34 protein-coding genes are annotated in these 25,349 nt (G+C 66.9%); 11 read left to right on the forward strand and 23 right to left on the reverse strand.

The features are described 5' to 3' along the window. The first annotated feature begins 4 nt into the window (after positions 1 to 4). Positions 5 to 622, forward strand: a complete 618-nt coding sequence (locus tag AB0J62_RS20640; RefSeq protein ID WP_363873072.1) for a DUF1345 domain-containing protein — start codon at positions 5 to 7, stop codon at positions 620 to 622. A 6-nt stretch (positions 623 to 628) separates the two neighbouring features. Here the strand turns inward: AB0J62_RS20640 and AB0J62_RS20645 are convergent, their stop codons facing one another. Next, complete coding sequence (locus AB0J62_RS20645) at positions 629 to 1,621, reverse strand: SDR family oxidoreductase (protein ID WP_363873075.1); 993 nt, start codon at positions 1,619 to 1,621, stop codon at positions 629 to 631. Between the two features lie 73 nt (positions 1,622 to 1,694). Between AB0J62_RS20645 and AB0J62_RS20650 the strand changes: the two genes are divergently transcribed. Continuing rightward, a complete protein-coding gene (locus tag AB0J62_RS20650; RefSeq protein WP_363873078.1) occupies positions 1,695 to 2,222 on the forward strand; it encodes a hypothetical protein in 528 nt (175 codons plus the stop codon). An 11-nt stretch (positions 2,223 to 2,233) separates the two neighbouring features. Further along, a complete protein-coding gene (locus AB0J62_RS20655) occupies positions 2,234 to 3,037 on the forward strand; it encodes an aldo/keto reductase (protein ID WP_363873081.1) in 804 nt (267 codons plus the stop codon). Here the strand turns inward: AB0J62_RS20655 and AB0J62_RS20660 are convergent. Both AB0J62_RS20660 and AB0J62_RS20665 read right to left on the reverse strand, forming a co-directional pair. Beyond that, positions 3,034 to 3,186 (reverse strand): hypothetical protein, encoded by a 153-nt coding sequence (locus AB0J62_RS20660; protein ID WP_363873084.1) that lies wholly within the window; start codon positions 3,184 to 3,186, stop codon positions 3,034 to 3,036. The two genes, AB0J62_RS20655 and AB0J62_RS20660, sit on opposite strands and share 4 nt — an antisense overlap. Positions 3,187 to 3,339: 153 nt before the next feature. Continuing rightward, complete coding sequence (locus AB0J62_RS20665; protein WP_363873087.1) at positions 3,340 to 4,098, reverse strand: IclR family transcriptional regulator; 759 nt, start codon at positions 4,096 to 4,098, stop codon at positions 3,340 to 3,342. Positions 4,099 to 4,322: 224 nt separating this feature from the next. Here AB0J62_RS20665 and AB0J62_RS20670 point away from each other — a divergent pair, with 224 nt between their 5' ends. The 8 genes from AB0J62_RS20670 to AB0J62_RS20705 are packed head-to-tail and all read left to right on the forward strand — an operon-like array spanning position 4,323 to position 12,280. Further along, the gene (locus AB0J62_RS20670) at positions 4,323 to 5,726 is read left to right on the forward strand and encodes an extracellular solute-binding protein (protein WP_363873090.1); all 1,404 of its coding nucleotides are present in this window, start codon (positions 4,323 to 4,325) and stop codon (positions 5,724 to 5,726) included. Then, on the forward strand, positions 5,723 to 6,619 hold the full coding sequence (locus tag AB0J62_RS20675; protein WP_363873093.1) for a sugar ABC transporter permease: 897 nt from the start codon (positions 5,723 to 5,725) through the stop codon (positions 6,617 to 6,619). Before AB0J62_RS20670 ends, AB0J62_RS20675 begins: the two co-directional genes overlap by 4 nt. Continuing rightward, positions 6,616 to 7,530, forward strand: a complete 915-nt coding sequence (locus AB0J62_RS20680; protein ID WP_363873096.1) for a carbohydrate ABC transporter permease — start codon at positions 6,616 to 6,618, stop codon at positions 7,528 to 7,530. Before AB0J62_RS20675 ends, AB0J62_RS20680 begins: the two co-directional genes overlap by 4 nt. A gap of 31 nt (positions 7,531 to 7,561) precedes the next feature. Continuing rightward, positions 7,562 to 8,008: a Rieske (2Fe-2S) protein gene (locus AB0J62_RS20685; protein WP_134104532.1), complete on the forward strand. Its 447-nt coding sequence runs from the start codon at positions 7,562 to 7,564 to the stop codon at positions 8,006 to 8,008. A 10-nt stretch (positions 8,009 to 8,018) separates the two neighbouring features. Then, positions 8,019 to 8,972 carry a PDR/VanB family oxidoreductase gene (locus tag AB0J62_RS20690; RefSeq protein ID WP_363873100.1) on the forward strand — a complete coding sequence of 318 codons (954 nt, stop codon included), beginning with the start codon at positions 8,019 to 8,021 and terminating at the stop codon, positions 8,970 to 8,972. 13 nt (positions 8,973 to 8,985) lie between these two features. Then, the gene (locus AB0J62_RS20695; RefSeq protein WP_363873103.1) at positions 8,986 to 10,083 is read left to right on the forward strand and encodes an amidohydrolase family protein; all 1,098 of its coding nucleotides are present in this window, start codon (positions 8,986 to 8,988) and stop codon (positions 10,081 to 10,083) included. After that, positions 10,080 to 11,195 carry an amidohydrolase family protein gene (locus AB0J62_RS20700; protein WP_363873107.1) on the forward strand — a complete coding sequence of 372 codons (1,116 nt, stop codon included), beginning with the start codon at positions 10,080 to 10,082 and terminating at the stop codon, positions 11,193 to 11,195. The genes AB0J62_RS20695 and AB0J62_RS20700 overlap by 4 nt, the downstream gene beginning before the upstream one ends. Next, positions 11,192 to 12,280 carry a mandelate racemase/muconate lactonizing enzyme family protein gene (locus tag AB0J62_RS20705; protein WP_363873110.1) on the forward strand — a complete coding sequence of 363 codons (1,089 nt, stop codon included), beginning with the start codon at positions 11,192 to 11,194 and terminating at the stop codon, positions 12,278 to 12,280. The genes AB0J62_RS20700 and AB0J62_RS20705 overlap by 4 nt, the downstream gene beginning before the upstream one ends. Positions 12,281 to 12,289: 9 nt before the next feature. Here AB0J62_RS20705 and AB0J62_RS20710 read toward each other — a convergent pair whose 3' ends face one another. From AB0J62_RS20710 to AB0J62_RS20805, 20 genes are all read right to left on the reverse strand, one after another. Next, positions 12,290 to 13,777 (reverse strand): FAD-dependent oxidoreductase, encoded by a 1,488-nt coding sequence (locus tag AB0J62_RS20710; protein ID WP_363873113.1) that lies wholly within the window; start codon positions 13,775 to 13,777, stop codon positions 12,290 to 12,292. 37 nt (positions 13,778 to 13,814) lie between these two features. Then, entirely contained in the window at positions 13,815 to 14,117 is a 303-nt protein-coding gene (locus AB0J62_RS20715; protein ID WP_363873116.1) for a hypothetical protein, read from the reverse strand. A 130-nt stretch (positions 14,118 to 14,247) separates the two neighbouring features. Beyond that, positions 14,248 to 14,523, reverse strand: coding sequence for a hypothetical protein (locus tag AB0J62_RS20720; RefSeq protein WP_363873119.1), 276 nt, complete (start codon positions 14,521 to 14,523; stop codon positions 14,248 to 14,250). A gap of 13 nt (positions 14,524 to 14,536) precedes the next feature. Continuing rightward, positions 14,537 to 14,917, reverse strand: coding sequence for a phage holin family protein (locus AB0J62_RS20725; protein ID WP_363873122.1), 381 nt, complete (start codon positions 14,915 to 14,917; stop codon positions 14,537 to 14,539). A 10-nt stretch (positions 14,918 to 14,927) separates the two neighbouring features. Beyond that, positions 14,928 to 15,287 (reverse strand): hypothetical protein, encoded by a 360-nt coding sequence (locus AB0J62_RS20730; RefSeq protein WP_363873125.1) that lies wholly within the window; start codon positions 15,285 to 15,287, stop codon positions 14,928 to 14,930. 9 nt (positions 15,288 to 15,296) lie between these two features. Next, positions 15,297 to 15,578 (reverse strand): gas vesicle protein K, encoded by a 282-nt coding sequence (locus AB0J62_RS20735; RefSeq protein ID WP_363873128.1) that lies wholly within the window; start codon positions 15,576 to 15,578, stop codon positions 15,297 to 15,299. Continuing rightward, entirely contained in the window at positions 15,575 to 15,763 is a 189-nt protein-coding gene (locus AB0J62_RS20740; RefSeq protein WP_363873131.1) for a gas vesicle protein, read from the reverse strand. Before AB0J62_RS20740 ends, AB0J62_RS20735 begins: the two co-directional genes overlap by 4 nt. Further along, positions 15,760 to 16,539: a GvpL/GvpF family gas vesicle protein gene (locus AB0J62_RS20745; RefSeq protein ID WP_363873134.1), complete on the reverse strand. Its 780-nt coding sequence runs from the start codon at positions 16,537 to 16,539 to the stop codon at positions 15,760 to 15,762. The genes AB0J62_RS20740 and AB0J62_RS20745 overlap by 4 nt, the downstream gene beginning before the upstream one ends. Continuing rightward, positions 16,532 to 16,882, reverse strand: coding sequence for a gas vesicle protein (locus AB0J62_RS20750; RefSeq protein WP_363873137.1), 351 nt, complete (start codon positions 16,880 to 16,882; stop codon positions 16,532 to 16,534). Before AB0J62_RS20750 ends, AB0J62_RS20745 begins: the two co-directional genes overlap by 8 nt. Next, on the reverse strand, positions 16,879 to 17,334 hold the full coding sequence (gene gvpO, locus AB0J62_RS20755; RefSeq protein WP_363873140.1) for a gas vesicle protein GvpO: 456 nt from the start codon (positions 17,332 to 17,334) through the stop codon (positions 16,879 to 16,881). Before gvpO ends, AB0J62_RS20750 begins: the two co-directional genes overlap by 4 nt. A gap of 3 nt (positions 17,335 to 17,337) precedes the next feature. Then, complete coding sequence (locus tag AB0J62_RS20760) at positions 17,338 to 17,586, reverse strand: gas vesicle protein GvpG (protein WP_363873143.1); 249 nt, start codon at positions 17,584 to 17,586, stop codon at positions 17,338 to 17,340. Positions 17,587 to 17,588: 2 nt separating this feature from the next. After that, entirely contained in the window at positions 17,589 to 18,335 is a 747-nt protein-coding gene (locus AB0J62_RS20765) for a GvpL/GvpF family gas vesicle protein (protein WP_363873146.1), read from the reverse strand. Beyond that, a complete protein-coding gene (gvpJ, locus tag AB0J62_RS20770) occupies positions 18,332 to 18,781 on the reverse strand; it encodes a gas vesicle protein GvpJ (RefSeq protein WP_363873149.1) in 450 nt (149 codons plus the stop codon). The genes AB0J62_RS20765 and gvpJ overlap by 4 nt, the downstream gene beginning before the upstream one ends. A gap of 24 nt (positions 18,782 to 18,805) precedes the next feature. After that, complete coding sequence (locus tag AB0J62_RS20775) at positions 18,806 to 20,170, reverse strand: SRPBCC family protein (RefSeq protein WP_363873152.1); 1,365 nt, start codon at positions 20,168 to 20,170, stop codon at positions 18,806 to 18,808. 5 nt (positions 20,171 to 20,175) lie between these two features. Then, a complete protein-coding gene (locus AB0J62_RS20780) occupies positions 20,176 to 21,513 on the reverse strand; it encodes a hypothetical protein (RefSeq protein WP_363873155.1) in 1,338 nt (445 codons plus the stop codon). A gap of 49 nt (positions 21,514 to 21,562) precedes the next feature. Then, positions 21,563 to 21,793 carry a hypothetical protein gene (locus AB0J62_RS20785; protein ID WP_363873158.1) on the reverse strand — a complete coding sequence of 77 codons (231 nt, stop codon included), beginning with the start codon at positions 21,791 to 21,793 and terminating at the stop codon, positions 21,563 to 21,565. Positions 21,794 to 21,803: 10 nt separating this feature from the next. After that, positions 21,804 to 22,016 carry a DUF6458 family protein gene (locus tag AB0J62_RS20790; RefSeq protein WP_363873161.1) on the reverse strand — a complete coding sequence of 71 codons (213 nt, stop codon included), beginning with the start codon at positions 22,014 to 22,016 and terminating at the stop codon, positions 21,804 to 21,806. Positions 22,017 to 22,193: 177 nt separating this feature from the next. Then, complete coding sequence (locus AB0J62_RS20795; RefSeq protein WP_363873164.1) at positions 22,194 to 23,411, reverse strand: serine/threonine-protein kinase; 1,218 nt, start codon at positions 23,409 to 23,411, stop codon at positions 22,194 to 22,196. A gap of 207 nt (positions 23,412 to 23,618) precedes the next feature. Further along, positions 23,619 to 24,860 (reverse strand): MFS transporter, encoded by a 1,242-nt coding sequence (locus tag AB0J62_RS20800; protein ID WP_363873168.1) that lies wholly within the window; start codon positions 24,858 to 24,860, stop codon positions 23,619 to 23,621. Then, positions 24,827 to 25,312 (reverse strand): MarR family transcriptional regulator, encoded by a 486-nt coding sequence (locus AB0J62_RS20805; RefSeq protein WP_363873171.1) that lies wholly within the window; start codon positions 25,310 to 25,312, stop codon positions 24,827 to 24,829. The genes AB0J62_RS20800 and AB0J62_RS20805 overlap by 34 nt, the downstream gene beginning before the upstream one ends. Positions 25,313 to 25,349 lie beyond the last annotated feature (37 nt).

Here is a 25,349-nt window from a genome sequence, read left to right on the forward strand (position 1 = left end):
GTCGATGAGCGCGGGCGTTCGCCAGCTCTTGTCCGTGCTGGTCGGCTGTGTTGTCGGCGCGATCGTTGCGGTCAGCTGGAGTGTTCCGCTGGGTGTGCTGGCGGCGATCGCGGTGATCGGCGCGGCGTTCGTCGTCAGCGCCGTCGTCGTGTTGTGGCCGATGGACGCCGGCGGGACCCGTCGGCACGTCGGCCGCGAGGACTTCCGGCCGGCCGTCGACGAGTTGATCGTGGTGGCGCTGGCGGTCGGCGCCGTCACCGTCATCGCGCTGATCCTGATTCTCGGGCGTTCGCAGGACCGGAACGCCGCGGCCGCGATCGGGCTGGCCGGCGTTTTCATGAACTGGGGTGTGCTGCACATGATGTACGCCGCTCGCTACGCCCACCTTTACTACCTCGCGCCGGTCGGCGGGATCGATTTCAACAGTGACGAGCGCCCGGCGTACAGGGACTTCTTCTACTTCAGTTACAACCTCGGCATGACCTACCAGGTCTCCGACACGAGCGTCTCCAGTTCCGCCATCCGTTCCGTCGTACTGCGGCATTGTCTGCTCTCGTACGTGTTCGGAACGGTCATTCTCGCCGCGACCATCAACCTCGTCGCCGGCATCGTGACGAGCTGAGCCTGGTCAGCGATCGAGTCTGTACTGCGCGATGAGCGCGTTCATGGCCTCGTCGATGGCGGGGTCGATGCGCTGGCGAGTCGGATCCTCGTCGTACCAGGCGATGATCTCGCGGGCTCCGACCTCGAACGGGATCGTGGCCACGAAGTCCGGGACGACCTGGCGGAGCTTGCTGTTGTCGAAGACGGCCGAATGCGTCTTGTCGCCGAGCAGGGCGGCGCCCCAACTGGGATGTACGGCGGCGATCGCGTCGGACGGGACGTGCACGATCTGCGCCGTCGTACCGGCCGCGGCGGCGAGCGAGTTCGCGATCTGGTCCCAGGTCAGGACGTCGTCGGAGGTGAGCTGGAAGGTGTCACCGAGCGTGCGCGGGTGGCCGAGCAGCGGGACGAATCCGCGCGCGAAGTCGCGGTGATGCGTCAGCGTCCACAGCGACGCACCGTCACCGTGGACGACGATGGGTTCGCCACGGCGCATGCGGTCGACGATCGTCCAGCCGCCGTCGAACGGGACCAGCGTGCGGTCGTACGTGTGCGAGGGCCGCACGATCGTGACGGGGAAGTTCTCGTCGCGGTAGAGCGTGGTCAGCAGGTCTTCGCAGGCGATCTTGTCCCGCGAGTACTGCCAGAACGGGTTCCGCAGCGGTGTCGACTCGGTGATCGGCAAGCGGGAGGGAGGTGTCTGGTACGCCGAGGCGGAGCTGATGAACACGTACTGCCCGACGTGACCGCGCAACGCATCGGTCCGAGCCCGCACCTGCTCCGGCGTGAACGCCAGCCAGTCGACCACGACGTCGAAGTCCTGCCTGGCGACCTCGGCGAAGGCGGCGGCGTCCTCGATGTCAGCGTTGATCTGCCGGACCTCCGGCGGCAACGGCCGGCTCGAGGTCTTGCCCCGGTTCACGACCGTCAGGTCGAGCCCGACCTCGACAGCGCGCCAGGAGCACGCCGAGCTGATAATCCCAGTCCCACCCAGAAACAGAACCCGCAGTCCAGTCACCCGCCAAGTCTCCCAGACCCACCCCACCACCGCACTACGCTGTCCACGCCCGCCGTGCCTAGACTCGGGCCCGATGAATGAAGAATCGGAAGTTGACGATGCGAATATAATTTGGATCGGTGGTCCGGCGGCGGCGGGAAAGACGACGGTCAGTCGCCTGTTTGCGCAGAAGTATGGATTTGTCTATTACAGCGTCGATTCCCATGCATTCGCTCACGAGAAGCGCGCTGCCGCGGCCGGTATCCACGTGCTGGGCACCGGACCCGGGAATTTCGATCGCCGACCGATGATCCTCGAAGATGTCCGCGCTCTGGCAGCGGAAACGATGGTTGTTGTCGAAGGCGCCTTCGTGACTCCCGCCATGGCGGGAGTCGGCGAAAATGCAGTCTGGCTGATGCCTTCCGAGCAAGAGCAGCTCGCGCGGCTCGAGCAGAGGAATCCCGGTGGTGACCACGAAGGCCGTATCTGGGGATGGGAATTGGTGCGTAGCCAGCTCGAGGGAACCGCTGCTCGCGTCATCCAGGTCGACGGTCAGAGCGTCGAGGAAACAATCAGGGCGGTCGAGCAGGAATTCGGCACGATACTGGCATCACACAGGTGAGCGGAGAAATGATGCGGGTGCTTACTGGGCGGGTTGTGCTCGGGCTTGCTGGGTTTTCGATGGTGCCGCGGGATCGGGTGGCTGATCTTGCGACGATTCGGGCCGGTATCGCGGCCGGTGCGGGGATTCTTGACACCGCGCGGGCCTACGCCCAGGTAGACGATTCGCTGTACGGCGAACGACTGGCAGCCGAAGCCGCGGATGGGACGAGTGTGATCGTCGGAACGAAGGGCGGCCACTCGCGCGTCAGCGCGGACAGCTGGGACGCAGACATCAGCGCAGACCGGATCCGGAGCGACGTCGAGTCGAGCCTGCGGGTGTTCGGACGCGAGCAACTTGACCTGTACTACCTGCACAGGGTCGACCTGGCCGAGCAACCCGTGGAGGAGGGCGTCGCCGCGCTGGCGGCTCTCCGTGACGAGGGGAAGCTGGCGCGGATCGGCCTGTCGAATGTCACGGTCGCCGAGCTCGATCGCGCGACAGCGATCGCGCCCATCGACGCCGTACAGAACCGCCATACGGCCATGGGTCGTGAGGCGGACGACGTCGTCGCGTGGTGTGAGGCCAACCAGGTCCCGTTCTTCGCGTACTCACCGCTACGCTCGTCGACCCCAGCCCCACGCCTGGCAGCCGTCGCCGCAGAGCAAGGAGTGTCCCTGCAGCGCCTGCAACTCGCCGCTCTGCTGAGCTCGTCGCCGGTCGTGTCCGTGGTCTCCGGCGCTACCCGCCCGCAGACGGCACTCGACTCCATCGCCGCCGAGCACGAGCCGTGGAACGCCGAGCTCCAAGCCGCGTACGAAGCAGACCTGATTTAGAGGCGGTCCAGGAGTTCGTCGTCGGCCTGGATCGGGTCCGGGCCGCGAGGCGCCGGGCGGCGGACGAGGGCCAGGAGCGCACGCAGGCGCCGGACCAGCTCCGCGTCATACGGATCTGGTCCAGATTGCCGGTACCTGCAGCGTCGCATCAACCCAACTCCTCCCAAGGGGATATCGAGCCGGGTGCAGGTGTTGTTACAGGCGCCTCTGGCTCGGAAGGAAGTTCTGTGTCGACGGTCTGCAGATAGAACGGTCGGTCTTGACAACGATGGCACCACGCGCTCGCCGGGCAAAGGTGAGGCTCAGCCCAAGACTCCGAGCAGTTCGTCGGAGATTGCGCGGGCCTCGGTGATCAGGAGCGGGACTGCCTCCTTGGCGAGTTCCGGCGTCATGCGGAAGGTGGGGCCGGAGACGGAGATCGCCATCGAGATCGGGACGTCCGGGATCGCGACGGCGTAGCAGATCACGCCTGGTTCCTGCTCGCCGTTGTCGGTGGCGTAGCCGGTGCAGCGGATGCGACCGAGTTCTTTGCGGAGCTTGGTCAGGTCCGTGATGCTGCGGTCGGTCGCGGCCGGCATGCCGGCGCGACCGACGATACGGGCCATCTGCTCGTCGGGCAGGTCGGCGAGAATCGCCTTCCCGACCCCGGTCAGGTGGGTGTAGGCGCGGTGCCCGACCTCGGTGAACATCCGCATCGCATGCCGCGACGGCGACTGGGCGATGTAGACGACCATGTGTCCTTCGAGTACGGCGAGGTTCGCCGACTCGCCGATCTCGCGGGCGAGCGTGTCAAGGTGCGGCGCCACGATCGGGGTGAGCTGGGAGTCGACCCGGCCGGCCAGCCGCGTCAGCTTGAGCCCGAGTGCGTACTGGCGGTTCGGCAGCTGGCGCACGTACCCGAGCGAGACCAGCGTCTTGAGGAACCGGTGCGTGGTCGGCGCCGGTACGTCGATCGCGGCCGAGAGCTCGGTCAGCGTCGAATCGCCGTTGTCGGCCAGTAGCTCGAGAAGGTGGAACGCCCGTTCGACCGATTGGACACTCCCGGACGTCTTGTTCTCCACCGCGCCAGCATAAGTGCGAGCCGGGAGCTGGCCAGGTCCGGTCACAAGGTTCCACATATCGAAAAAACAATTCCAGATAGTGTTGACAGTCTCGCCGCGGTGAGCGAAAACTGATGCAACACCCGACGACCGATAGCTCGTAGCTCTCTGCCGCCTCGTCGTACATCGGTGTAGAGATCTCTTGCCGCCCAGCCGGTCGAACCCGCTTGCCGAGGGAGACACTCATGACTTCCGGCTCGTTGCTCACCCGCCGCCGACTGCTCCGGTCCGGACTCGGTCTGGCCGCCGCCGGCGTCGCCGGGACCTCGCTGGCCGCGTGCGGCGGCTCCTCGTCCGGTTCGCCCGCGGGCTGGACCGAGGTGACCTTCAGTTCCGTGGGCGATCCGACCACCCAGAAGATGTTCAAGGACATGATCGCGGCTGCTCAGAAGGAGAGCCTCGACGAGCACAAGATCAAGATCATCTGGAAACCCGCACCGGGCGACGACTGGGCCAGCGTGATGCTCCAGTTCGCCTCGGGGACGGCGGCCGACCTGCAGCGCATCGACGACGACCGCGTCTACGACCTGGCCACGAGCGGCAAGATCCTGCAGCTGGACAAGATGATGCAGGACAGCAGCAACGGCTTCGACCTGACCAAGTACAGCCCGACGTTCACCACGAAGGTCGCGGTCGAGGGGTACCAGTTCTCGATCACGCCCGGCATGAGCGCCAATGCCCTGTATTACAACAAGAAACTCTTCGCCGACGCCGGCCTGACCGCGCCGACCTCCTGGGCCGACGCGTGGAGCTGGGACGAGTTCGACGACGCGGTCAAGAAGCTCACGAAGAAGAGCGGCAACCGGACCGACACCTACGGCCTGCAGTACGCCGTCAACACCATCCAGCCCACTGCGTACGGTGCTGGTGACACCGCGCTCTACAACAACCAGACCGAATGCGGTTACGGCAAACCCGAGACACTGGAAGCGATCGACAAGCAGATCTCGTACATCCGTGAGGGGTACGCGCCGACCATCGACGTCGAGTACCTGCCGCTGTTCAACGCGGGCAAGCTCGCGATGACGTGGCAGGCGATGGACATCAGCGCGCAGATCAGCAAGGACGTCGACTGGGACGTGATGCCCTGGCCGAAGACGCCGCTGTTCGCGATGACGAAGAACTACGCCCGTACCTGGGTCATCCCGAAGACCGCGAAGGACCCACAGGCCGCGTTCCTGGCGATGAAGGCCCTGTGCGGTAAGGCGGCTTCGGAGGTCATGGCCAAGGCGCAGTTCGCGGTACCGGCGCTGACCGAGGTCGCCAAGAGCGCGGCGTTCACCGACCATCCGCGACCGAAGACCGCGAACGTCTGGGCCGAGGCGCTCGGCAACGTTGCCGGCAAACCTGTCGACGTACCGTTCCCGCGCGGACCGATCGGTACTGCGCTGGCCGACTCCTTCGTCGAGGGCACCAACGCGAACAACCTGGTCAGCGGCAAGCTGGCGACCGCCGACTACCTCAAGCGCGGCCGGGACGCCGTCAACGCCGAGATCAAGAAGCGCGGCTGGAACGGGAACAAGGGCAAGGAGTTGCTCGAGAAGGGAGGAGCGCTCACCGATCCCGACCTGAAGGTCGCGGCGAAGTGACGGCCGAACAGACCGTCACCGCGAGGCGGCGCAACCTCCGCGGCTGGATGTTCATCGGCCCGGTCGTGATCGGCACGCTGCTGTTCAACGTCCTCCCGGTACTGCCGACGCTGGTGACGAGCTTCACCGACTGGGACGGCCTGGCGGCGCCGAAGTTCACCGGTGTCGCCAACTACAAGGAGATGTTCTCCGGCCAGGATCCGCTGTTCGGCAAGAGCCTGATCAACACGGCCATCTACACGATCGGGTACGTCCCGGTCGGGATCATCATCGGGATCGCCCTGGCCCTGCTGGTGAACAACCGCCTCCGCGGGATGGCCGTGATCCGGGCGCTGATCTTCCTGCCGTACGTGACGTCGCTGGTCGCGGTCGGCGTGATCAGCCGATGGGTGTTCAGCGATCAGTACGGCGTCATCAACGCGGTACTGGCGTCGTTCGGTATCACCGGACCGCACTGGCTCGGTGAACCCGCGTCGGCGATGGCCGCGGTGATCGTGACGGCGATCTGGGCGAACATGGGCTTCAACATGGTCATCGTCCTGGCCGGCCTGCAAGGGGTCCCGGAGACCTTGATCGAGGCGGCCACCCTGGACGGGGCCGGCCGGTTCTCCCGGTTCTTCCACGTGACGTTGCCGTTCCTCACCCCGACGATCTTCCTGCTGCTGATCCTGCAGACGATCGGCTCCTTCCAGGTCTTCGCGCTCATCCTGGTGATGACGGGCGGCGGACCGGGCGATGGCACCTACGTCTACATCTACCACCTCTGGTACGAGGCGTTCTCGCTGCGACGGATGGGCTACGCATCGGCGCTGGCGATCGTGCTCTTCGCTGTGCTGCTCGCCGTCACCTGGATCCAGAACCGCCTGTCGAAGAGGTGGGTGTTCTATCAATGACGATCGAAGACACGCGCGCGAAGCTCGCTCCGCCACGATCGCCGGCACCGGTGCAGGACCACGGCGAGGTACGGCGACGCTGGGTCGGCCGGGTCGTCGCGCCGACGGCGACGTACGTCGTCTGCGTCGTCGTGGCGTTGATTGCCATCGGCCCGTTCCTGTGGATGTTGTCCAGCTCGTTCAAGGAGCCGGGCGACGTGATCAGCCTGACGCCGCATCTGCTGCCGAACCCGTTCACGTTCGAGAACTACGAGTACCTGGTCGACAACGGCGTCCTGCCGTTCATCCGGTTCCTCGGGAACAGCGCCTACATCACGGTGCTGGTGATCATCGGCCGGCTGATGGTCTGCGCCCTCGGCGCCTACGGCTTCGCGCGGCTGCAGTTCCGCGGCCGGGACGCGGCCTTCGGGCTGCTGCTCGCGTCGCTGATGATCCCGGACATGCTGATGGTGCTGCCGCTGTACTCGGCGTACGTGAAAGCCGGCCTGATAGACACCCATTTCCCGTTGATCGTCCCGCCGATCGTCGCCAACACGTTCGGCACGTTCCTGCTGCGGCAGTTCTTCATGACGATTCCCAAGGAGTACGACGAGGCCGCGTTGGTCGACGGAGCGAGTCATTTCCGGATCTTCGTGAGCATCATCCTGCCGCTGTCGAAACCGGCTCTGGCCACGCTGGCAGTGCTGACCTTCGTCAACGTCTGGAACGACTTCTTCGGCCCGTTGGTCTACCTCAGCGATGTCAACAAGTTCACCGTCCCGGTCGGGCTGGCGTTCTTCCAGACGCAGGACAGCACGCAGTACGGCCCGCTGATGGCGGGCGCGACGCTGGCCATCATCCCGACCGTCCTGGTCTTCGTGTTCGCGCAGAAGTACTTCACCCGCGGGATCTCGATGACCGGAATCAAATGATGCCTCTGATGCTCGTGGACAAGGAGACACTGTGACCAAGTACGTCGTGGCGACGGTCGACGAGATTGCCCCCGGCCAGCGGAAGGTGGTCGAGATCGCCAACAGGTCGATCGGCGTGTTCAATGTCAAAGGCAACTACTACGCGATCCGCAACCTGTGCCCGCACGGCGGCGGACCGATGTGCGAGGGCGTGACGTCCGGACTGGTCCGGTCGGACCGGCCGGGGAACTACGACTACATCATGCGCGGGGAGATCATCCGCTGTCCCTGGCACGGCTGGGAGTTCGAGATCGCCACCGGGCAGTCCTGGTTCGACCCCGCGAAGACCAAGGTGAAGGCCTATCCCGCCGGAGTGGAGTCCGGGGAGACGCTGGCCAAGAATCCGGAGCTGTCCGCGGCCGGTTTCCAGCCCGGCCCGTACTCCGGTGAGACGTATGAGGTCGAGGTCGATCGCGACTATGTCATTGTCAATATCTGACGCCGCCGCGATGGTGGGCGAGACCACCATCCCGTTGCGGGTGCAGTCCACCAGGCAGATCTCGGTCGGGGTGACGGAGCTGGTGCTCGTCGCGGACGACGGCTCGGAGCTGCCGTCGTGGACGCCGGGGAGCCACGTCGACGTGGAGATTCGGCCCGGCCTCCTCCGGCAGTACTCACTGTGCAGTGATCCCGAGGACCGCGGCCGGTGGCGCATCGCCGTACTGCGGGAGCCGGAGAGCCGTGGTGGCTCGATCGTGCTGTGCGAGCGGGTCCGCGCCGGCGACGTACTGACGGCGACCGGGCCGCGCAACCACTTCCCGCTGCACGAGTCGCCGCGGTACCTGTTCATTGCCGGCGGCATCGGAATCACGCCGATCATCCCGATGATCAAGGCCGCACATGAAGCCGGCGCCGACTGGCGGCTGGTGTACGGCGGTCGCAGCGAGGCGTCGATGGCCTATCGGGACGAGGTCGGCAGGATCGATCCCGCGCGCGTGCTCGAATGGCCGCAGGACCTTCGCGGCCTGATCGAACTGGATCGACTCCTGGCCGAACCGCAGCCCGGCACGTTGATCTACTGCTGCGGTCCCGAGCCGTTGATCGCCGCCGTCGAGGCGCGGAGTGCGCATTGGCCGCACAAAACCCTGCAGGTGGAGCGGTTCGCGCCGCGGCCGCTGACCGGTGTACCGCCGAACACGTCGTTCGAGATCGAACTCGCCGACAGCGACGAGGTGCTCGTCGTACCGCCGGACAGATCCATCCTCGAGGTCGTGGACGAGGCCGGGATCTTCGTCTTGTCGAACTGTGAGGAAGGCACCTGCGGGACCTGCCAGACAACTGTGCTGGAAGGCGTTCCGGACCATCGCGACTCCGTTCTCGACGAGGACGAGCGCGCCGCCAACGACACGATGATGATCTGCGTCTCCCGCGCGCTGTCGTCCCGACTGGTCCTCGACCTGTGAAAGGTGAGATCACGTGGCTGTACAACAACTTGAGAATTACGCCCGGCCCCCGCAATGGACCGGACTCGACCTGGTCGACACCGACGTACATATCAATCTCCCCGGGCTGAAGAACCTCTTCCCGTATCTCGAGGCGCGGTGGCGTGACTACATCACCGAGTCCGGCATGGGCGGACTGCCGTCGGACCTCTATCCGTCGAACGCGCCGAATCTGTTCCTCGACGGATCCCGACCGGAGCAGGGGCCGGCCGGGTCGAGCCTCGAGCTCCTGCAGGGGCAGCTGCTCGACCCGTGGGAGTTGCAGTACGCGATCGTGAACTGCACCTACGCCATCGACTCGATCCACAACGACGACCTGGCGGCCGCGCTCGCGCGGGCGTTGAATCGCTGGCAGTTGCACGAGTGGCTGGAGCAGGACGACAGGCTGCGCGGATCCGCCGTACTCCCGCTGCAGAATCCGGCCTTCGCGGCGAAGGAGGTCGAGTGGGCCGCGGAGCACAGTCAGTTCGTCCAGGTGACGGTTCCGTCGCGCAGCCGTGAGCCGCTCGGTCGGCGCGGATTCTGGCCGATCTATCAGGCAGCGCAGGCCGCCGGCTTCGTGGTCGGCGTCCTCGCCGGTGGTTCGAGTGGCAATCCGGTGACGCCGGTCGGCTGGCCGACGTACTTCGTCGAGGACTACGTGAACGTTCCGCTGGCGTTCCAGACCCAGCTGATGAGCTTCGTCACCGAAGGTGTCTTCGTCGAGTTCCCCGAGCTGAAGGTCGCGACGATCGAGGGCGGCTTCAGCTGGCTGCCGCCGCTGATGTGGCGGTTCGACAAGGACTGGAAGGGATTGCGTCGTGAGGTTCCGTGGGTGGAGCGTCCGCCGTCGGAGGTGATCCGCGACCACGTCCGGATGACGATCGCGCCGCTCGACCGGCCGGCCGTCCCGCAGTACCTGCTCGACGTCATCGATCAGTTGCTCAGCGACGACATGTTGATGTTCTCCACCGACTATCCGCACGCGCACTTCGCGAACTCCGCCGACGCGCTGCCGGAGGGGATCTCCGGCGAGCTGCAGACCAAGATCATGTCCGGCAACGCGCACGCGACGTACAGGAGGCTTTCATGACGCCGACACAGACACAGACGCAGCCGCGGGCCGCGCGCCGTACCGCTGCGCAACAGATGATCATCGACTGCGACATCCACAACGTGATGGCCCCCGGTGCTCTGGAGCCCTATCTCTCGAATCGCTGGCTTCGCCATCTGAGGACCTTCGGCTCCCGCCAGCACTCGGGGAACGTGTATCCGAAGGGATCACCGGCCCGGTACGACGCTTTCCCGCCGTCGGGGCTGCCCGCGGGCGCCGATCTCGGGTTCATGCAGAAACAGCATCTCGACGGACTGAACGTCGAGTTCGGGATCCTCGGCCCGCTCAGCGGTTCGGGCAGCCAGCTCGATCCGGAGTTCTCCGCGGCGTTGTCGGCGGCAACCAACGACTGGCAGATCAAGGAGTGGCTGGAGCCGGAGCCGCGGCTGCGCTCGGGCATGATCGTGCCGGCGGAGCACAGCGAGCAGGCCGTCGCGGAGATCGAGCGGCTCGCCGGCCATCCGGGGTTCGTGCAGGTGCTCCTGGTCGCGCGCAGCTCGGCGCCGCTCGGCGATCGCAGGTACTGGAAGATGTACGAGGCTGCCGCCCGGCACGACCTGCCCATCGGGATTCATTACGGCGGGGGCGTTCGCGGCGTACCGATCAGCAGTGCGGGCTGGCCGTCGTTCTACCTGGAGGACCACGCGGGGATGTCCGCGGCGTTCCAGGCGCATGTGGCGAGCCTGATCTTCGGCGGGATCTTCGAACGGCTGCCCAATCTGCGGATCGCGTTGATCGAAGGCGGGTTCGCCTGGCTGCCGTCGCTGGCCTGGCGGATGGACACGCACTGGGAGCGGTTCCGCGACGAGGTGCCACAGGTACGGCGGAGGCCGTCGGAGTACCTGCGCGACCATTTCTGGATGACGACGCAGCCGATCGAGGAACCGCATCGGCCGGCCGACCTGCAGAAGGTGTTCGAGCACCTCGGCGGCACCGACAAGGTGATGTTCTCCACGGACTATCCGCACTGGGACTTCGACCATCCCCGGCACGCCTTCAAGGTCCGGCTGTCCGCGGAGCAGCGGGACAGCATCTACACGGAGAACGCCCGGGCGTTCTACAAGCTGCCGGCGCGGGCGGAATCGCTTTGACCAGGATCACCTCGATCGAGACGTTCGACGGCCACGGCTGCATCGTCCGCGTTCGGACCGACGACGGTCTCGAAGGCTACGGGCAGACCGCGCACTCCGAGGCCCGGATCACCGGGGAGGTGTTGCACACCCTGGTCGCGCGGAACTATCTCGGCCGCGACCCGTTCGATGTCATGACGCTGGCCGAGGAGTGCGCGCGTGCGGAGTACAAGTACTTCGGCAGCTTCCTGTTCCGGGCGCTGGCCGGTGTCGACACCGCCCTGTGGGACCTCGTAGGGAAGGCGAGGTCCCAGCCGGTCTACCAGCTGCTCGGCGGAAAGTTCCGGCCGTCGGTGCCGGTCTACGGGTCGGGGATGCGTCGTGACACGACGCCCGAGCAAGAGGTCGACCGGATGGTCGCGGCCGTCGCCGAGCACGGGTTCCGCGCGGTGAAGATCAAGATCGGTGAGCGCAACGGTCGCGATGCCGAGTCGCGGACCGGCCGGACCTGGCGGCTGGTTCCGCTGTTGCGCAAGGAGCTCGGCGACGACATCGAGCTCAGCGCGGATGCGAACGGCGCCTACTCACCCGGGCAGGCGGTCCGGATCGGGCGGCTGCTCGAGGAATACGACTATCTGCACTTCGAGGAGCCGGTGCCGTTCTGGGAGTACGAGAACGCCAGGAGCGTCGCGGCAGCCCTAGACATCCCCGTCGGGCTGGGGGAGCAGGAGTTCTCCGTCGACACCCTGCGGCGGATCATCCAGGACGGCGTGGCGGACGTCATCCAGCCCGACGTCTGCTACATCGGCGGCATCACGCGCGCCCGGCAGGTTGCCGAGCTGGCGAACCTTGCCGGGCTCCCGTGCGTACCGCATTCATCGGGCAGATCACTGACGGCGATCTTCACCGCGCATCTGGTGACTGCGATGCCGGCCTGCAACCTCTTCCACGAATGGACCATCGAAGACGCCTCGTCCATGCACGTCTACGAGCCGTTCCCGGTCGCCCACAACGGCGAGGTAGTCCTCTCCGATGCCCCAGGGTGGGGCGTCGAGATCGCCGACTCGGTGTTGCGGCGCATGGAGCACCGGGTGTCGTTGCTCTAGATGGTTTGATCAGGCGGTGTCGAGTGATCGGGTGGCGGGGCCGTCTAGGACGGAGCCGTCGGGGGAGAACCGGGAGCCGTGACAACTGCAGTCCCAGGTCGTGTCGGCCTGGTTCCAGCTCAGGCTGCATCCCAGGTGCGTGCAGACCGGTTTGACCGTGTGCAGTTCGCCGTCCTGGTCGCAGTAGGCGCCGACCGTCCGGCCGTCGCGGTTGTACAGCCCGCCTTCCCCGACTTCGAGATGGTCGAGGCCGCTGGTCAGGATCCGCGCTGCGTGACCGGTGGCGAACTCCTTGCCCACCTCGAGGTTGGTCTTGATCATTGCGGCAACCGCCCGGGCGTCGCCGATCCGGCCGGCGTCGTACAGGGCCGCCGCCGGATTGTCGCGACCGAGAATCAGGTCGCGAAGTACGCCGGCCGCGGCGGTGCCGTTGCTGAGGCCCCATTTGTGCATGCCGGTGGCGATCAGGATTCCTTCGTTGCCAGGCGCGCGTCCGACGTACGGCAGGAGATCCGCGCTGGCGTAGTCGTGCGCGGACCAGCGGAACTCCGGCTGTGCATCGAAGTTCCAGGTCGACCCGACCCAATCCACCAACGCCTGGTACGCCGCTGTCGTGTCGTCGGCCCGGCCGACCTTGTGACCTGAGCCGACGACGATGAGCCCGGTCGGGCCTCCGCCGGGCCAGGGCCGGGTGGAGCGGACCGGCGCGTCGACGGAGATGGCCATTCCCGTCGGGGCCTCGACCGGCAGCCGTACGGCGATGCCGTGCGACTGCTCGGGTGCGTTCCGGGCGAAGTACCCGCCGATGGTTCCGATCGGCAGCAGAGTTGCGGTCACGGCGTGCCGCGCCCGTACAACGTTGCCGGACGCAACCTTCACCTCGACCCCGCCGTCCGTGTCGTCGATGGACATCGCGCGACTCTGCTCGTAGATACGACCGCCGGCGTCGACGAGGGCCCGCGCAACCCCGGCCAGGTAGCGAACCGGATGCAGTTGGAGCTGGTCGTCGAACCGCACCGCGTCAACCGCCGGCACGCCGACCTCGTGGCCGTCGACAAGCTGCGCAGGCAGTCCGAGTTGGGCCGCAGCTTCGGCTTCATCGAGCAGGCTGGTCGCCGGGTCTGTGGTGTAGACGTACGACGGCGTTCTGGACAAATCGCAGTCGATCCCCAGCCGGTCGACGAGCGTGGCCACCTGCGTCACCGCGTTCTGGTTGGTATCCGCGTACAGCCGGGCCACGTCGTCGCCGTGCCGGTCTCGCAGCGCCGCGTAGATCGCGCCGTGCTGCGAGGTGACCTTGCCCGTGGTGTTTCCGCTGGTGCGTCTGGCGACGCGTCCACCTTCGATCACCACCACGCCGGCGCCCTCCTCGGCCAGGAGCAGGGCTGTCGTCAGCCCGATCCAGCCACCACCGACCACGACGACGTCGCAAGTCACGTCATCCTCGAGTGCGCCGTACTGCGGGATCTCGGCGGTCTCCGTCCAAACAGATGCCATGTCCTTCAGTACCCGCCCCCAATCCGCAGGCACTGCGTCATCGGTGCGGCGTCAAGGCGTGGACTGCTTCTCCGTCGTCGCGGCGCTCACCGGCCGGTGAGTTTGCCGCGTCGACGGGTAGACGGCGGAGGCGTTCCTCCAGGAAGCGGACCAGTACTCGGTCCTCGACGGTTGGCTCGCCTTCCCAGATCTCGTGGATCAGCACGGCGGCGAGCTTGCCGGCCGGCGCCTGGGTCTGCTCCGACCAGGTGCGGAGCAGTTCGTCACAGTCGGCGGCTTCGACGCCGAACCACGTGGTGAGGATCGATCGTGCTTCGTTGATGCCTGCGGCCCGCTTCATAGCGCTTCTCTTTCACGAATAGGGCGGGCCGGTGACAGGCTGATGGTCCAACCAGATCGGCGTCGCCGTGCCGTCAACGCGACAGCACTGTCCGGTGCCCGCATTCGCGCCAAAACATGCCGCTCGCGGCCTAGCGGCGAGCAGCGCGGATCGCCTTCTCCAATTCGGACTTGGTCATCGTCGAGCGGCCCTTCACGTCGAGCCGCTGGGCTTCGGCGTACAACTGCTCCTTGGTCTGTTCGCGTTCGCGTTGGGTCGGTGGGCGGGATCCACTGATCGGGCCGGCCATCGCGTCGGTGCGCGGTTCGGTGTCCTCGGCGGTGAGCTTCTCGGCGACGCCCTTCAATCCGCCCTTGAGGTTCTGCACCTGCTTCTCGAGCTTGTCGCCCAGGGATTCCTTGGCCATGGTCACTCCTTCATCAGGTTTCGAGATCGTCGGGCAGGAAGACATTCAGCAGCCAGCTCACGACACTCACGATCAGCGAGCCGACCAGCGCGGTCCAGAAGCCGTCGACATGGAACGCGAGGCCGAGCGCGCCGCTGATCCACGAGGTGAGTAGCAGCATCAGCGCGTTGATCACGAAGATCAGCAGACCCAGCGTCAGCACGATGAACGGCAGCGAGAGCAGTTTGGCGAGCGGCCGCACGAACGAGTTGATCACCGCGAAGATCGCGGCGACGACCAGCAGTGTGATGACGCGCGCGGTCGTGCTCGATCCGCGCAGCGTGATCCCCGACAGCGCCCAGATCGCGACCCCGAGCGCGACCGCGTTGACCAGCAACCTCACGACCAGTCTCATGACGGGCTCCTCAGTGCCCGGTCACTGACGACCAGAGCCGCCGGGACCGTTTGCCGACCTTCTTCTGGGTCCGGTGCGCCCGTTTGCCCACGTCCTTTCTGGTGTGGTGGGCCCGTTTGCCGACATCCTTCTTCGTCCGGTGCGCTCGTTTGCCCAGGTCCTTGGCGGCTTTCTCGCCCGCCTGCCGGACGTCCTTCGGACGGGGCAGGAACAGTTTCACGCCGCGCATGTACAGGCGGAGCCCGACGGCGAACAGCGGGATCCCGATCGGCAGCAGCAGGATGGTCACGCACAGGATCAGAGCGACCAGCATCAGCAGGGTGGCCACGATCCAGAGCCCGGCGCCACCCGCACCTCGTAGTACTCGCATGACTTCACCTCATTGGTCGAGGAGGGAACCCAGCGGCCCGAGGTCGAGGTTCAGGTCTGCCGGGGTCAGGTCGAAGCGGGACCGCAGGGTGGTCATCGCTTCCTCGAGGCGCATCAGGCCGAGGCCGAGTTCCTCGACCTGGTCGTCGGACAGCCCGCCGGCGTCCATTCGCCGCAGGGCCTGCCGTTCCATGAGTTGACGAACGAGCTCGACGATCGTCAGGACCAGCCGGACCAGGTCACGTTCGACATGATCGGCATCCGTCTCGAGGCGCTGGGGGAGCTGGGTCATCGCATCGTCTCCAGTTCGTCCGTCACCGTGCGGATCACCGCGGCGAGATGCACCTGGACCAGGTCGACCCCGGCCAGCGAGATGACGACTTCGCCGGCCAGGACGACGCCGGTCCCCAGCAGCCGGTCGAGCAGGTCGACGACGCTGATCGGCTGGCTCTGCAGACGGGTATCGACCTCGGTCACGTCGACTCCAGCGTGGTGAATGAGTACGGCGGCCACGGGCCGTCCACCATCAGCCGTACGGCGGGCCGTTGCGCGACGAGCTGGTCGATGACGGCCCGGAAGGACCCGGCATCACGGTCGTCGACGAGATAGCTTCCGTTCAGGATCATCGGGTCGGGGTAGCCGGTGAGGCGCCGGTCCTGAGGTGGCAGCCGACGGCACGCCTGCGCAGAGGCGGCGACCTCGTGGTGGAGCTCCTCGGCGATCGCCTCGGCGTCGACGGCCGCCTGCTGCCGCTGATCGAGCTCACGACGGCGCCGCAGCAGGTACGCCGTACCTGTCGACGCGCCCTCGTCGTCCGTGTCGTCCGTGTCGTCCGTGTCGTTCACGGGCTCCGCGGGCAGGAACGCCTTGACGCTCCACTCGCTGCGGCCTTCGACCCGGTCCAGCGCGCGGGTGAGTTCGTCGTACCTGGTCTCGAGGCGCTCCCGGACGCTGTCGTCGGTGCGGCAGATGGTGGCGAGCCGGAACGGCGCGACCAGACCGCTCGCGAGCCAGACCGCGCGGATGATCTCGTCATGCCGGCGGGCCACCTGTTCGAGCCAATCGAGGTCCTCGAAGTGACGCCTGAGCGCTGCCTCGCCGAACTCGTCGAGGTCGACCGTGCTGACCACCGCGGCCAGGTCGCGGTGGTGCAGGATCCGCAACGGGGCGTCGCGTAAGCCGGTGATGCCGTCGAGAGCGCCGGGCTCGATCCGGCGGCAGGCGGCGTAGATGTAGGCGCCGGTCTCAGCCATGGTCGGCCTCCAGCTCCTCCCTCTCCGCCTCGAGCTGCGCGACCCGCCGCCGCAGGTCCTCGAGCTCGTCGCTGTCCGAGCCGTCGACCTCGTCGGATCCGCGGGCCTTACTGGAAAGCATCGGGTCCCGGGTCCACCAGTCGATGCCCATCTCCATCGCCTTGTCGACCGACACCACCAGCAGCCGGATCTTGATCGTCAGCAGCTCGATCTCGAGCAGATCGATCTTGATGTCACCGGCGATGATGATGCCCTTGTCCAACACCCGTTCGAGCAGGTCCGCCAGGCTGTCCGGCTGCGGCCGGCCGCCGGCGGCGTTGTACGGCTGCGACTGCATGGTCATGAGCCGGCCCGCTCCTCGAACTTGCCGCGCACATAACGGTCGGCGCGGCGGTACGACACCAGGGATCCGTTGCTGTCGGCAAGTACTTCGTAGACCGCGAGGATCGACGTGGTGTCCGGGATCCGCTGCGACTCGACCACCTCGACCTGGATCTTCCACTCGTCGCCGTCCAGGCGCTCGACGCCGACGACACTCTCCGGATCACGTCCGATCAGCTCCTGCAGCTCGCCGGCCGCCCGCAGCACAACCTGCCGCATCGGCACGCGACCGTTGCGGGCCGCCCTGGATTCCTTCTCAGGCCTCTGCTCGGACGGTTGCTCAGCTGCCTCGGGGGCGGTCCGCTTCGCGGCTGTCCTGCGTGGCGCGGCCGCCTTCTTCCGGGGAGCAGCGTCCCTGCGGGGGGATACCTTCTCAGCAGTACCTGAGGTGGTGGTCTTCCGTGGGGTCGCCATCGTTCAGCGCCCTCCTTCCATCAGCTCGCGGCCGGCCAGTAGACGTTCGAGCAGCTCCTCCTCGAGCGCCTCCGCATCCGCTTCGTCGATGAGGCCCTCCGACCGCAGCCGCTCGATATCTTCGAGCTGACGCTGGATCCGTCCCGGGTCGTAGTACTCGCGCATCGCTTGCTGCCGGATCTGCTCCGCGACCGCGACGGTGCCACGCAGCGGCGCCAGCGGCAGCGTGAGAAGACCCGACAGGAGACCCATGCTCAACCCTCAGGAACGAAGTCGTACGGCGCGGTCGGGCCCATCAGCTGCAGCCGGACACGCCCCGTCAGGGCGCGCGCGACGGACTCGGCGGCCCGGTCGAACTCGGACCGCTTGTCGTCCTCGACCAGGAACGCGACGTCGACCAGCTGGTCGACACCGCCGCGTCCCTCCCGCATGCTGTACGCCGCGGCATGCGAGGCGATCGGTTCCAGCACGGCAGGCGTGTCCACCTCGCGCTTGCGAGTCAGGGCGGACGACACCAGCTCGCCGAGCTGGATGCGCGCGTTCATGGTCGAGTCCTCGGGCCTGCCGCGGGTCTGCTCCCGCAGTTCGGCGACCCGGGGATCCTCGGCGACGATCTCGGTCAGCACGCGCTCCTCGTCGTAGCGGGCGCGCAGCGTGAACTGCGACCGGCCGTCGAGCTGTTCGAGGATCGCCTTGAACCGCTCCGCCTGGGCTTCCAGGAGATCCTCGGCCACGGCTGCGCGACCGGCGACCACCGTGCCGAAGCGGAGCGGGATGACCGCGGCCTGGGAGGCGAGGGCGTCGAGGACCCGGCAGTGCGCAAGGAGCTGCGCCTTCCGTCCGATCCGGTGGCCGCTGGCGACGTCACTGACCACGGCTGCCAGCACCCCGTCGCGCACCAGATCGATCGGCCGGTCGTCGAGTCCGTCGACGCCCTCGGGCAGTTTCACGCCGTCGTACGTGATGCCGTAGACGTAGCACAGTTCGTCCGCTTCGCTCATTCGCTGTCCGACCTCCGGCGGCGCGCCGCGGCCTTACTCGGGGGCCGGCGCCGCGGCCGCTCCACGCGCTCTTGCTCCTCGTCCTCGTCCTCGTCGTCGGAGCCGAGGATCGCCTCCTTCGCGCCGCTGAGGATGCCCTTGGTCCGACCGCGCCCGCCGCTCTCCTGCATCTGTCCGATCATCTCGGGCAGGTCCTTGCCGCCGTGCTCGTACAGGTCAAGCCGGTTGGTCGCCTCGGCGAACCGCAGATAGGTGTCCACGCTCGCGATCACGATGCGGGCGTCGATGGTGAGCAGCTCGATGCCGACCAGCGAAACCCGGACGTAGGCGTCGATCACGAGGCCCTTGTCGAGGATGCTGTCGATGACATCGGCCAGGCCGCTCGGGGCGGGGCGTTCCAGATATCCGCCACCTGAGCGGCGTTGTCCAACGGCCGAAACCGTCATGGGTACTACCTCCCAATCCTGTCGTCAGCTTGCCCGCCGGCGGGACGGCCGGTCGTCCTCTTCGTCCTCGTCCTCTTCGTCGTCGTACGCGTCCTCGTCCTCGTACTCGTCGTCCGCGCCGTCGTCGGCCTCGTCCTCGGCCATGTCGTCGACGTCGTCCTCGTCAGCCACGTCGTCCTCGTCAGCCTCATCGGCTTCCTCGGGCTCGTCGTACTCGTCCTCGTCGTCGTACGCCTCGTCGTCTTCCTCGGCGTCGTCGCCTTCGGCTTCGTCGGCCTCGTCGGCTTCATCAGCCTCGTCGGGCTCGTCGTCGTACTCGTCGTCCGCGTACTCGTCCTCGGGTTCGCCGTCGTCGGCCTCGTCCTCTTCGGCCTCGTCGTCCGGCTCCTCCTCGTCGTCGTACTCGTCGGAGTCGTCGTACTCGTCCTCAGGTACGTCGTCCTGGTCGTCTCGGGCGTCGTCCTGGTCGTCCCGGTCGTCCTGGTCGTCGGCCTCGTCGCCGTAGTCCTCGCCGGTGTCCTCGCCGTACTCGTCCGACCTGTCCTCTTCGTCGGGCCCGCGGGTGACCTGCGAGTCGTGGATCTCCCCGCGCCAGCCCTCGACCTCGTCCGGCTCGAGGATGGTCCGGGTCATCACGTGCCGGCGGAAGTGCTTCAGCTCCAGCCGGGCACGTCGGCCCTGGGCGCGCCAGATGTTCCCGGTCCGCTCGAACAGGCCCTGCGGGTAGTACTCGAGCACCACCAGGATCCGGGTCAGGTTCGGCGCCAGTTCGTGGAAGGTGACGGCGCCGTCGACATGCCCCTTCTGACCCTTGGAGCGCCAGACGATCCGGTCGTTCGGGACCTGATCGAGGATGGTGGCCTCCCAGGTGCGGTGCGACCAGACGATCTTCGCCTTCCAGGTGACCTTCTCCTCGGACTGCTGCTCGACGTTCTCGACCTTCTTCATGAAGCTCGGGAAGTCCTGGAACTGCGTCCACTGGTCGTAGACGATATCGATCGGCACACCGACATCGACGGACTCGACGATGTTCGTGGCCTTGGTCGCCTTTCCCGGCTTGCTGCCACCGCCACCGCCACCGCCACCGCCGGTGAGCGCGTCCTTCGCCTTGCCCATCACGCTGGAGAGCCCTCCCTTGAGCGCGCCGGCCAGCATCCCGCCCTTGAGGCCGCCACCGAGCAGGCTGCCGCCGTCTGCGACGTCGGTGAGCCTGGTGGTCAGGTCGGTGACCTTGTCACCGGCCGCGTCGATCGCGCGCTCGGCCACTGCGGTCAGGGCGTCCTGCACTTCGCTCTTCAGCCGGTCGAGCGGCAGTTCGTCGAGGATCGACGACAGGAAATCAGGCTGCGCCTTCTCGAGCGCTTTGTCCTTGGTCTGTTGGTCGGCCATCACCGTCACCCACGCTTCCGGGCGGAACCTGCGGTCTTCTTCGCCGCGGTCTTCTTGGCCGCTGTCTTCTTCGCGGCTGTCTTCTTCGCTGCTGCGGTCTTCTTCGCCGCCGTCTTGCGCGGGGCGGAGGTCTTCTTGGCTGCGGCCTTCTTCGCAGGCGCCTTCTTGGCCGGCGCCTTCTTGGCGGGCCGCGTGGCTGCGGAGGTGGTCTTCTTCGCCGCGCTCTTGGCCGCGGTCTTCTTGGCCGTAGCCTTACGCGCCGGACGCCCACCGCCTCTCGAGCTACTACTGGAGCTACTGCTGCTACCGCCGGAGCCGCTGCCGCCGGAGCCGCCAGTGCTGCTGCCACCGGAGCTGCTGCCACCGGAGCTGCTGCCACCGGAGCTACTGCCACCGGAGCTACTGCGGCTTGAGCCGCCCCGGCTGGAGCTGCCGCCGGAGCTACTGCGGCCGTTGCCGCCGCCCGAGCCGCCGCCGGAGCCGCCGCCCGAGCTACTGCCGCCCGAGCTGCTCTCGGAGGAGCTGCTGTCCGAGGAGCGGCTACCGCTACGGCGACCGGACGGCCGCCGACTCGACGAGCCGCTGCCCGAGGACTCGCTCGACGACCTGCGTGACGTTCCGCCGCTGGTCGACCTGCTCGACGACCTGCGGGGAGATCCCTCGCTGGACCGGCGCGACGGTCCGCTGCCCGACGACCTGCGGGACGATCCACCGCTGGACGGCCTGTCATCAGCTGATCCGCTGCTGGAGGTACGGCGTCCTCGCCTCGGCCGGCGGCCGCGGCGGCGTTCGCCGACCTCGTCGTCCGGAGCGCTCTCGTCCTCGGAGTCCTCCCCGGACCGGTCCTGCCCGCGGTCCTCGCGGTCGTCCTCGTCGTCCTCGTCCTCGTCGTCCTCGGCCTCGTCGTCCTCGTCGGCCTCGTCGGCCTCGTCGCCTGCGCCGCCTTCGTCGTCCTCGTAGGCGTCGTCGTACTCGTCGTCCTCGTACTGGTCCTCATCCTCGTCGTCAGAACGCGAGGAGGGTGCGTCGCCCGGACCAGCCAACAGCTTGTCCGTACGTCCGCGAATGGAGTCACTGACCTTGTTCAGTCGCTGGCTCGCAGCGGCGATCGCGGCGTCACGTCCGGCCTGCACGAGCTTGCCCCGGACCTGCCCGGACAGCCGCGACAACTCGGGGTTCTGCTCGATCAGGCCGTTCAACTGGTGGGCGATCCCGCGGGGATCGGTCGCGATGCGCTTGCCGGCCAGCAGGCCACCGACCGTGATGGCGAGCCGGAGTTTCTTCGTGCGGCCGAGCAGGTATCCACTCGCGACCGCTGCGGCCACTTTTGCGGTCGTGTTCATCGGTTACTCCCTCAATTGGTTTCTGAATTCCCCGCGAGCTATTGGCAGATCATTGGGCCAGGGCTGCGAGACGCTGCAGCATGGGGATACTCGGGAAGACCTCGGAATCGATCTTCCGGACCAGAAGAGCCACATACATCGAGACCTCGTCCGGTCTCAGCAGGTCCTCGATCATGTCGAGCATCGTGGTGGACGGAAATGGATCGTCCGCAACCCTGCGGAGGAGTGACCGCAGCAGGATCGAGCGGGCATCGTGCTCATGGTGCTGGTTCTCTGCCATCAGACGACCGTCATTCCTGAATGTTGCGACGTTCCTGGACAGAAACGTGGCTGGTGTGTGCGCGCTGGTTCGCGAAAATCAGAGCAACCACCAGGCCGATCACGCCGGCACCCATCAAGATGTAGCCGACCGCGGTCAGGTCGACGCCGGCGATACCGTCGTGGACGGCGAACGCCAGAATTCCGCCGAGTGCCAGAAAGAACACCGAAATCCCGATTCCCATGGACCCTCCTGCATAGGACGACCCCCGTAATGACTTCATTCGGGTACCCCGCGGTTTCACCAGCAAACGACCTGGAACACGTCCGGTGTAACTTTCCTTCTACGCGCCCGTAACATCACCTAGTGCAGTGAAAGAATTGTTTGATTCATTCATTTGCTTTACCCGCGAGCGTCGGCCTCACGGCTTCTTGTGCGGGTGTGGTTTCGGGGTCTTGTGGTGGTCTTTGCCCGGCGACTTCTGTGGCGGCTGCGGCTTCGTCGAGGGGCCGCGGGGAGTGGTTCTGACCGGCGCCGACGTGGACGCGTCGGACGTGGCCGGTCGGCTGGTGGGCTTCGCGACAGGAGTCGTCCGGGCGGTCGCGGTCGATCGGGGTGAGCTCGGAACGGTCGAGCTGGTGCTTGCGGGGAGATCATCCGTTCGCGGCCGAGGTACGCCGGTCCGGTCGAGCAGAACGCCGGCAGTCGCTGCCAGGACGACGGCGATTGTTGCCCCGCTCGCTGCGAGGATTTGCCGCCGTGAAACGCGTGCCCGCGTCGGCTTGCTTTGTACGACGGTGTCTGCGGTCCGGTCTACGACAGGCGGCGGAGTAGCGCCGGCTGCGACTTGCTGAGCGGTCGGCCGGTTCGACGGATCCTTCTCGAGCATCCAGAACAGCAGAGCCTCGACGTCCGGGGGAATGGCCGGTAGGAGTTCTGTAGGCCGCGGTGCCTCCGCTTGGAGGTGCTGGTACATGACGGCGGCCGGGTCGTCACCGGTGAACGGCGGGTGGCCGGTCAGCAGCTGGTAAAGCACGCAGCCCAAGGCATAGATGTCGGACGCCGGGAGGGCCGGCCGCCCTGCGATGCGCTCCGGCGCCAGATAGTGGCTCGAGCCAACGATCTGGCCCGTCGCGGTGAGCGTCGTCGTACTGTCGTCGAGGAGCCGGACGATGCCGAAATCGGTGATCTTGAGCGTTCCGTCCGCCGACAGCAGGAGGTTTCCGGGCTTGATGTCACGGTGTACGACGCCGCAGCGGTGCGCCGCGGCGAGCCCGCGTGCTGCCTGCCGAACCAGGTCGACGGCTCGCGCGGGAGTGAAGGGTCCGTACTCGCGCACCGCCTCGCCGACGGTCGGGCCCTCGACGAGCTCCATCGCGAGGTAAAAGCCATCGCCGTACTCACCGAAGTCGTACGACGTCACGACATGCGGATCGGCGATCTTCGCGGCAGCTCTGGCCTCCCTGCGGAACCGCTCCTCGGCCGCGAGCGTGTCCGCCACGGGCAGCATCACCTTGATGGCGACGGAGCGGCCCAGGAGTTCGTCAGTCGCGCGGTAGACCTCGCCCATGCCGCCACGGCCCAGCCGCACACCCAGCCGATATCGCCCGGCCACGACAGCGCTTTGCTCTCCGATCACGACAGAGACTCAGGCATGCCGACGTCGGTGGCCGGGGCGACGAAGCTCCCCAGCTCGGTAAGCGAGCCACAGCCGACCTGCACCGACCAGTGCGATGACGCCCAAGATCCAGGCTGACTTGTCCATTTCCCCACCCTCTTCCCGCGAGCTCGACGCGTTCGCCAGCCACAACCGGTACCCCGGTGCAATCGCTCACAAGCGGGCACATCACCAATCCGTGCCGTTGCTGCGGCGTCGGAGGGTGGGGATGGCGCAGGCGATTGCGCCTGCCAGGGTGCAGCCGGTGGCGGAGGCGGCCAGGATCGGTGTGGGGGAGAACTGGTCGGCGGCTACGGCTCCGGCTGCGGCGCCTATCGGAGCGGCGAGGGCCAGCAGGGCGCGTTGGGTGCCGAAGATCCTGCCGTGGTCACGCGGATCGGTCCAGCGTTGCAGTGCGGTGGTCTCGATCGCGGAGTACGGACCCCAGATCGCACCGGCGACCGCAAACCCCACGGCGGCGATGACCAAATGGTCGGTGAACGCGAGTGGGAGCATCAGTCCGCCCCACGCGATCGCGCCAACCGCGTTGACGAGACCCGGTCGCCCGCGGGAGAGCCGGGCTGCAGCGGGCAGGCTCAGAAGCGCTGTGCCGCCGAACAGGGCCCAAAGCAACGTATACCCGCCCAAGCCGGACCCCAGCTGATCGCGGACGAAGTAGGGCAACACGGTCTCGTAGGGTCCGTAGGTGAAGTAGTACGCGACGGAAAGCCCGATCAGGGCGATCACGGCCTTCGGGCGGCGGCGGCGCGCTTGCCCGGGGCTCGATGGCACAGGATCGACGTCGTACGTCGGCGTACGGCGAAGAGCGAACACGATGGCCGTCACGCCGAGCATCATCAGAAGCGGAAGGACGAAGGCTGGGCCCGGGCCGAGCAAGGAAAGCGCCGGCCCAGCTAGAACGGCTCCGAGCAGCATCGGCAACTGGTCGCCGATGCTGAGCAACGCGTTGGCCTTGCCGAGCAGTTCAGGTGGGACCTGGCGCGGTATCAGTGTTCTGGCGGCCGAGTAGCTGAGCGGTGCAGTGGCTCCGGCAGTTGCTCCGAGGGCGAGCACGATCCAGATGTCGAAGGTCCCGTCGGCGCCGGCGATGACCAGGCCGCCCATGAGCGCTGTCCTGGCTGCGCCGTCGAGCATCATCATGCGCACCGGTCCGAACCTGTCTACTGCGCGCCCGCCGAGTACGCCGCCGAGAAGCGTGGGCAGCCGTACGGCGACGACCAATATGGCGGTCTCGACCCCGGACCAGCCTTGTGGGCCTGCGATCCAGAGCAGCACGAACAGAAGAAAGCTGTCGGCGGTCGAGGAGAGCGTCCATCCGCCCGCCAGCCAAAGGGTCGCGGTAGGTAGCGTCTGAGTCGAAGTACGAACCGTGGTCGTCACGGCTGCGTCACCGACTTGTCGACCGGGCATTGGCGACAGGCACGCCAGTCGCACAACCGGCAGGTGGTATCCGCGTCGACGCGGATCCGTTCGGTCTCGCGAAGTCCTTGCGCGAGCAATGCCGCGAGCTGCTTGCGCTGACTCGTGGTCAGCCCGCGCAAGACCTCCCGACTGGCGGCCTCGCGTGCCTGGTTCCACCCTCGGAGTGCTTCCTCTCCGGCCTCGACCAGGCTCAGTCGCACGGATCTGCCGGCCTTCTCTCGTGACAGATAGCCGAGACCTTCCAGCCGGTCGACCAGGCGGACGGTACCCGACTGGGTCAGACCGATCCGCGCCCACAGCCAGTCGGCGGAGCAGCCCTGATGGCTGCCGATCAACGTGAGCGCCGCCGCGTCCCGCAGGCCGAGCCCCGTCGGCAGCGCAGCGGTCAGCGCGTCGTGGCTGCGCAGCGTCCACGCGGCCCAGAGATTGCTCTCATGCATGAGTCATTCATATATCCGCGAAGACGAGAGCGCCACC

Source organism: Kribbella sp. NPDC049584 (assembly GCF_040675555.1).
Lineage (GTDB): Bacteria > Actinomycetota > Actinomycetes > Propionibacteriales > Kribbellaceae > Kribbella.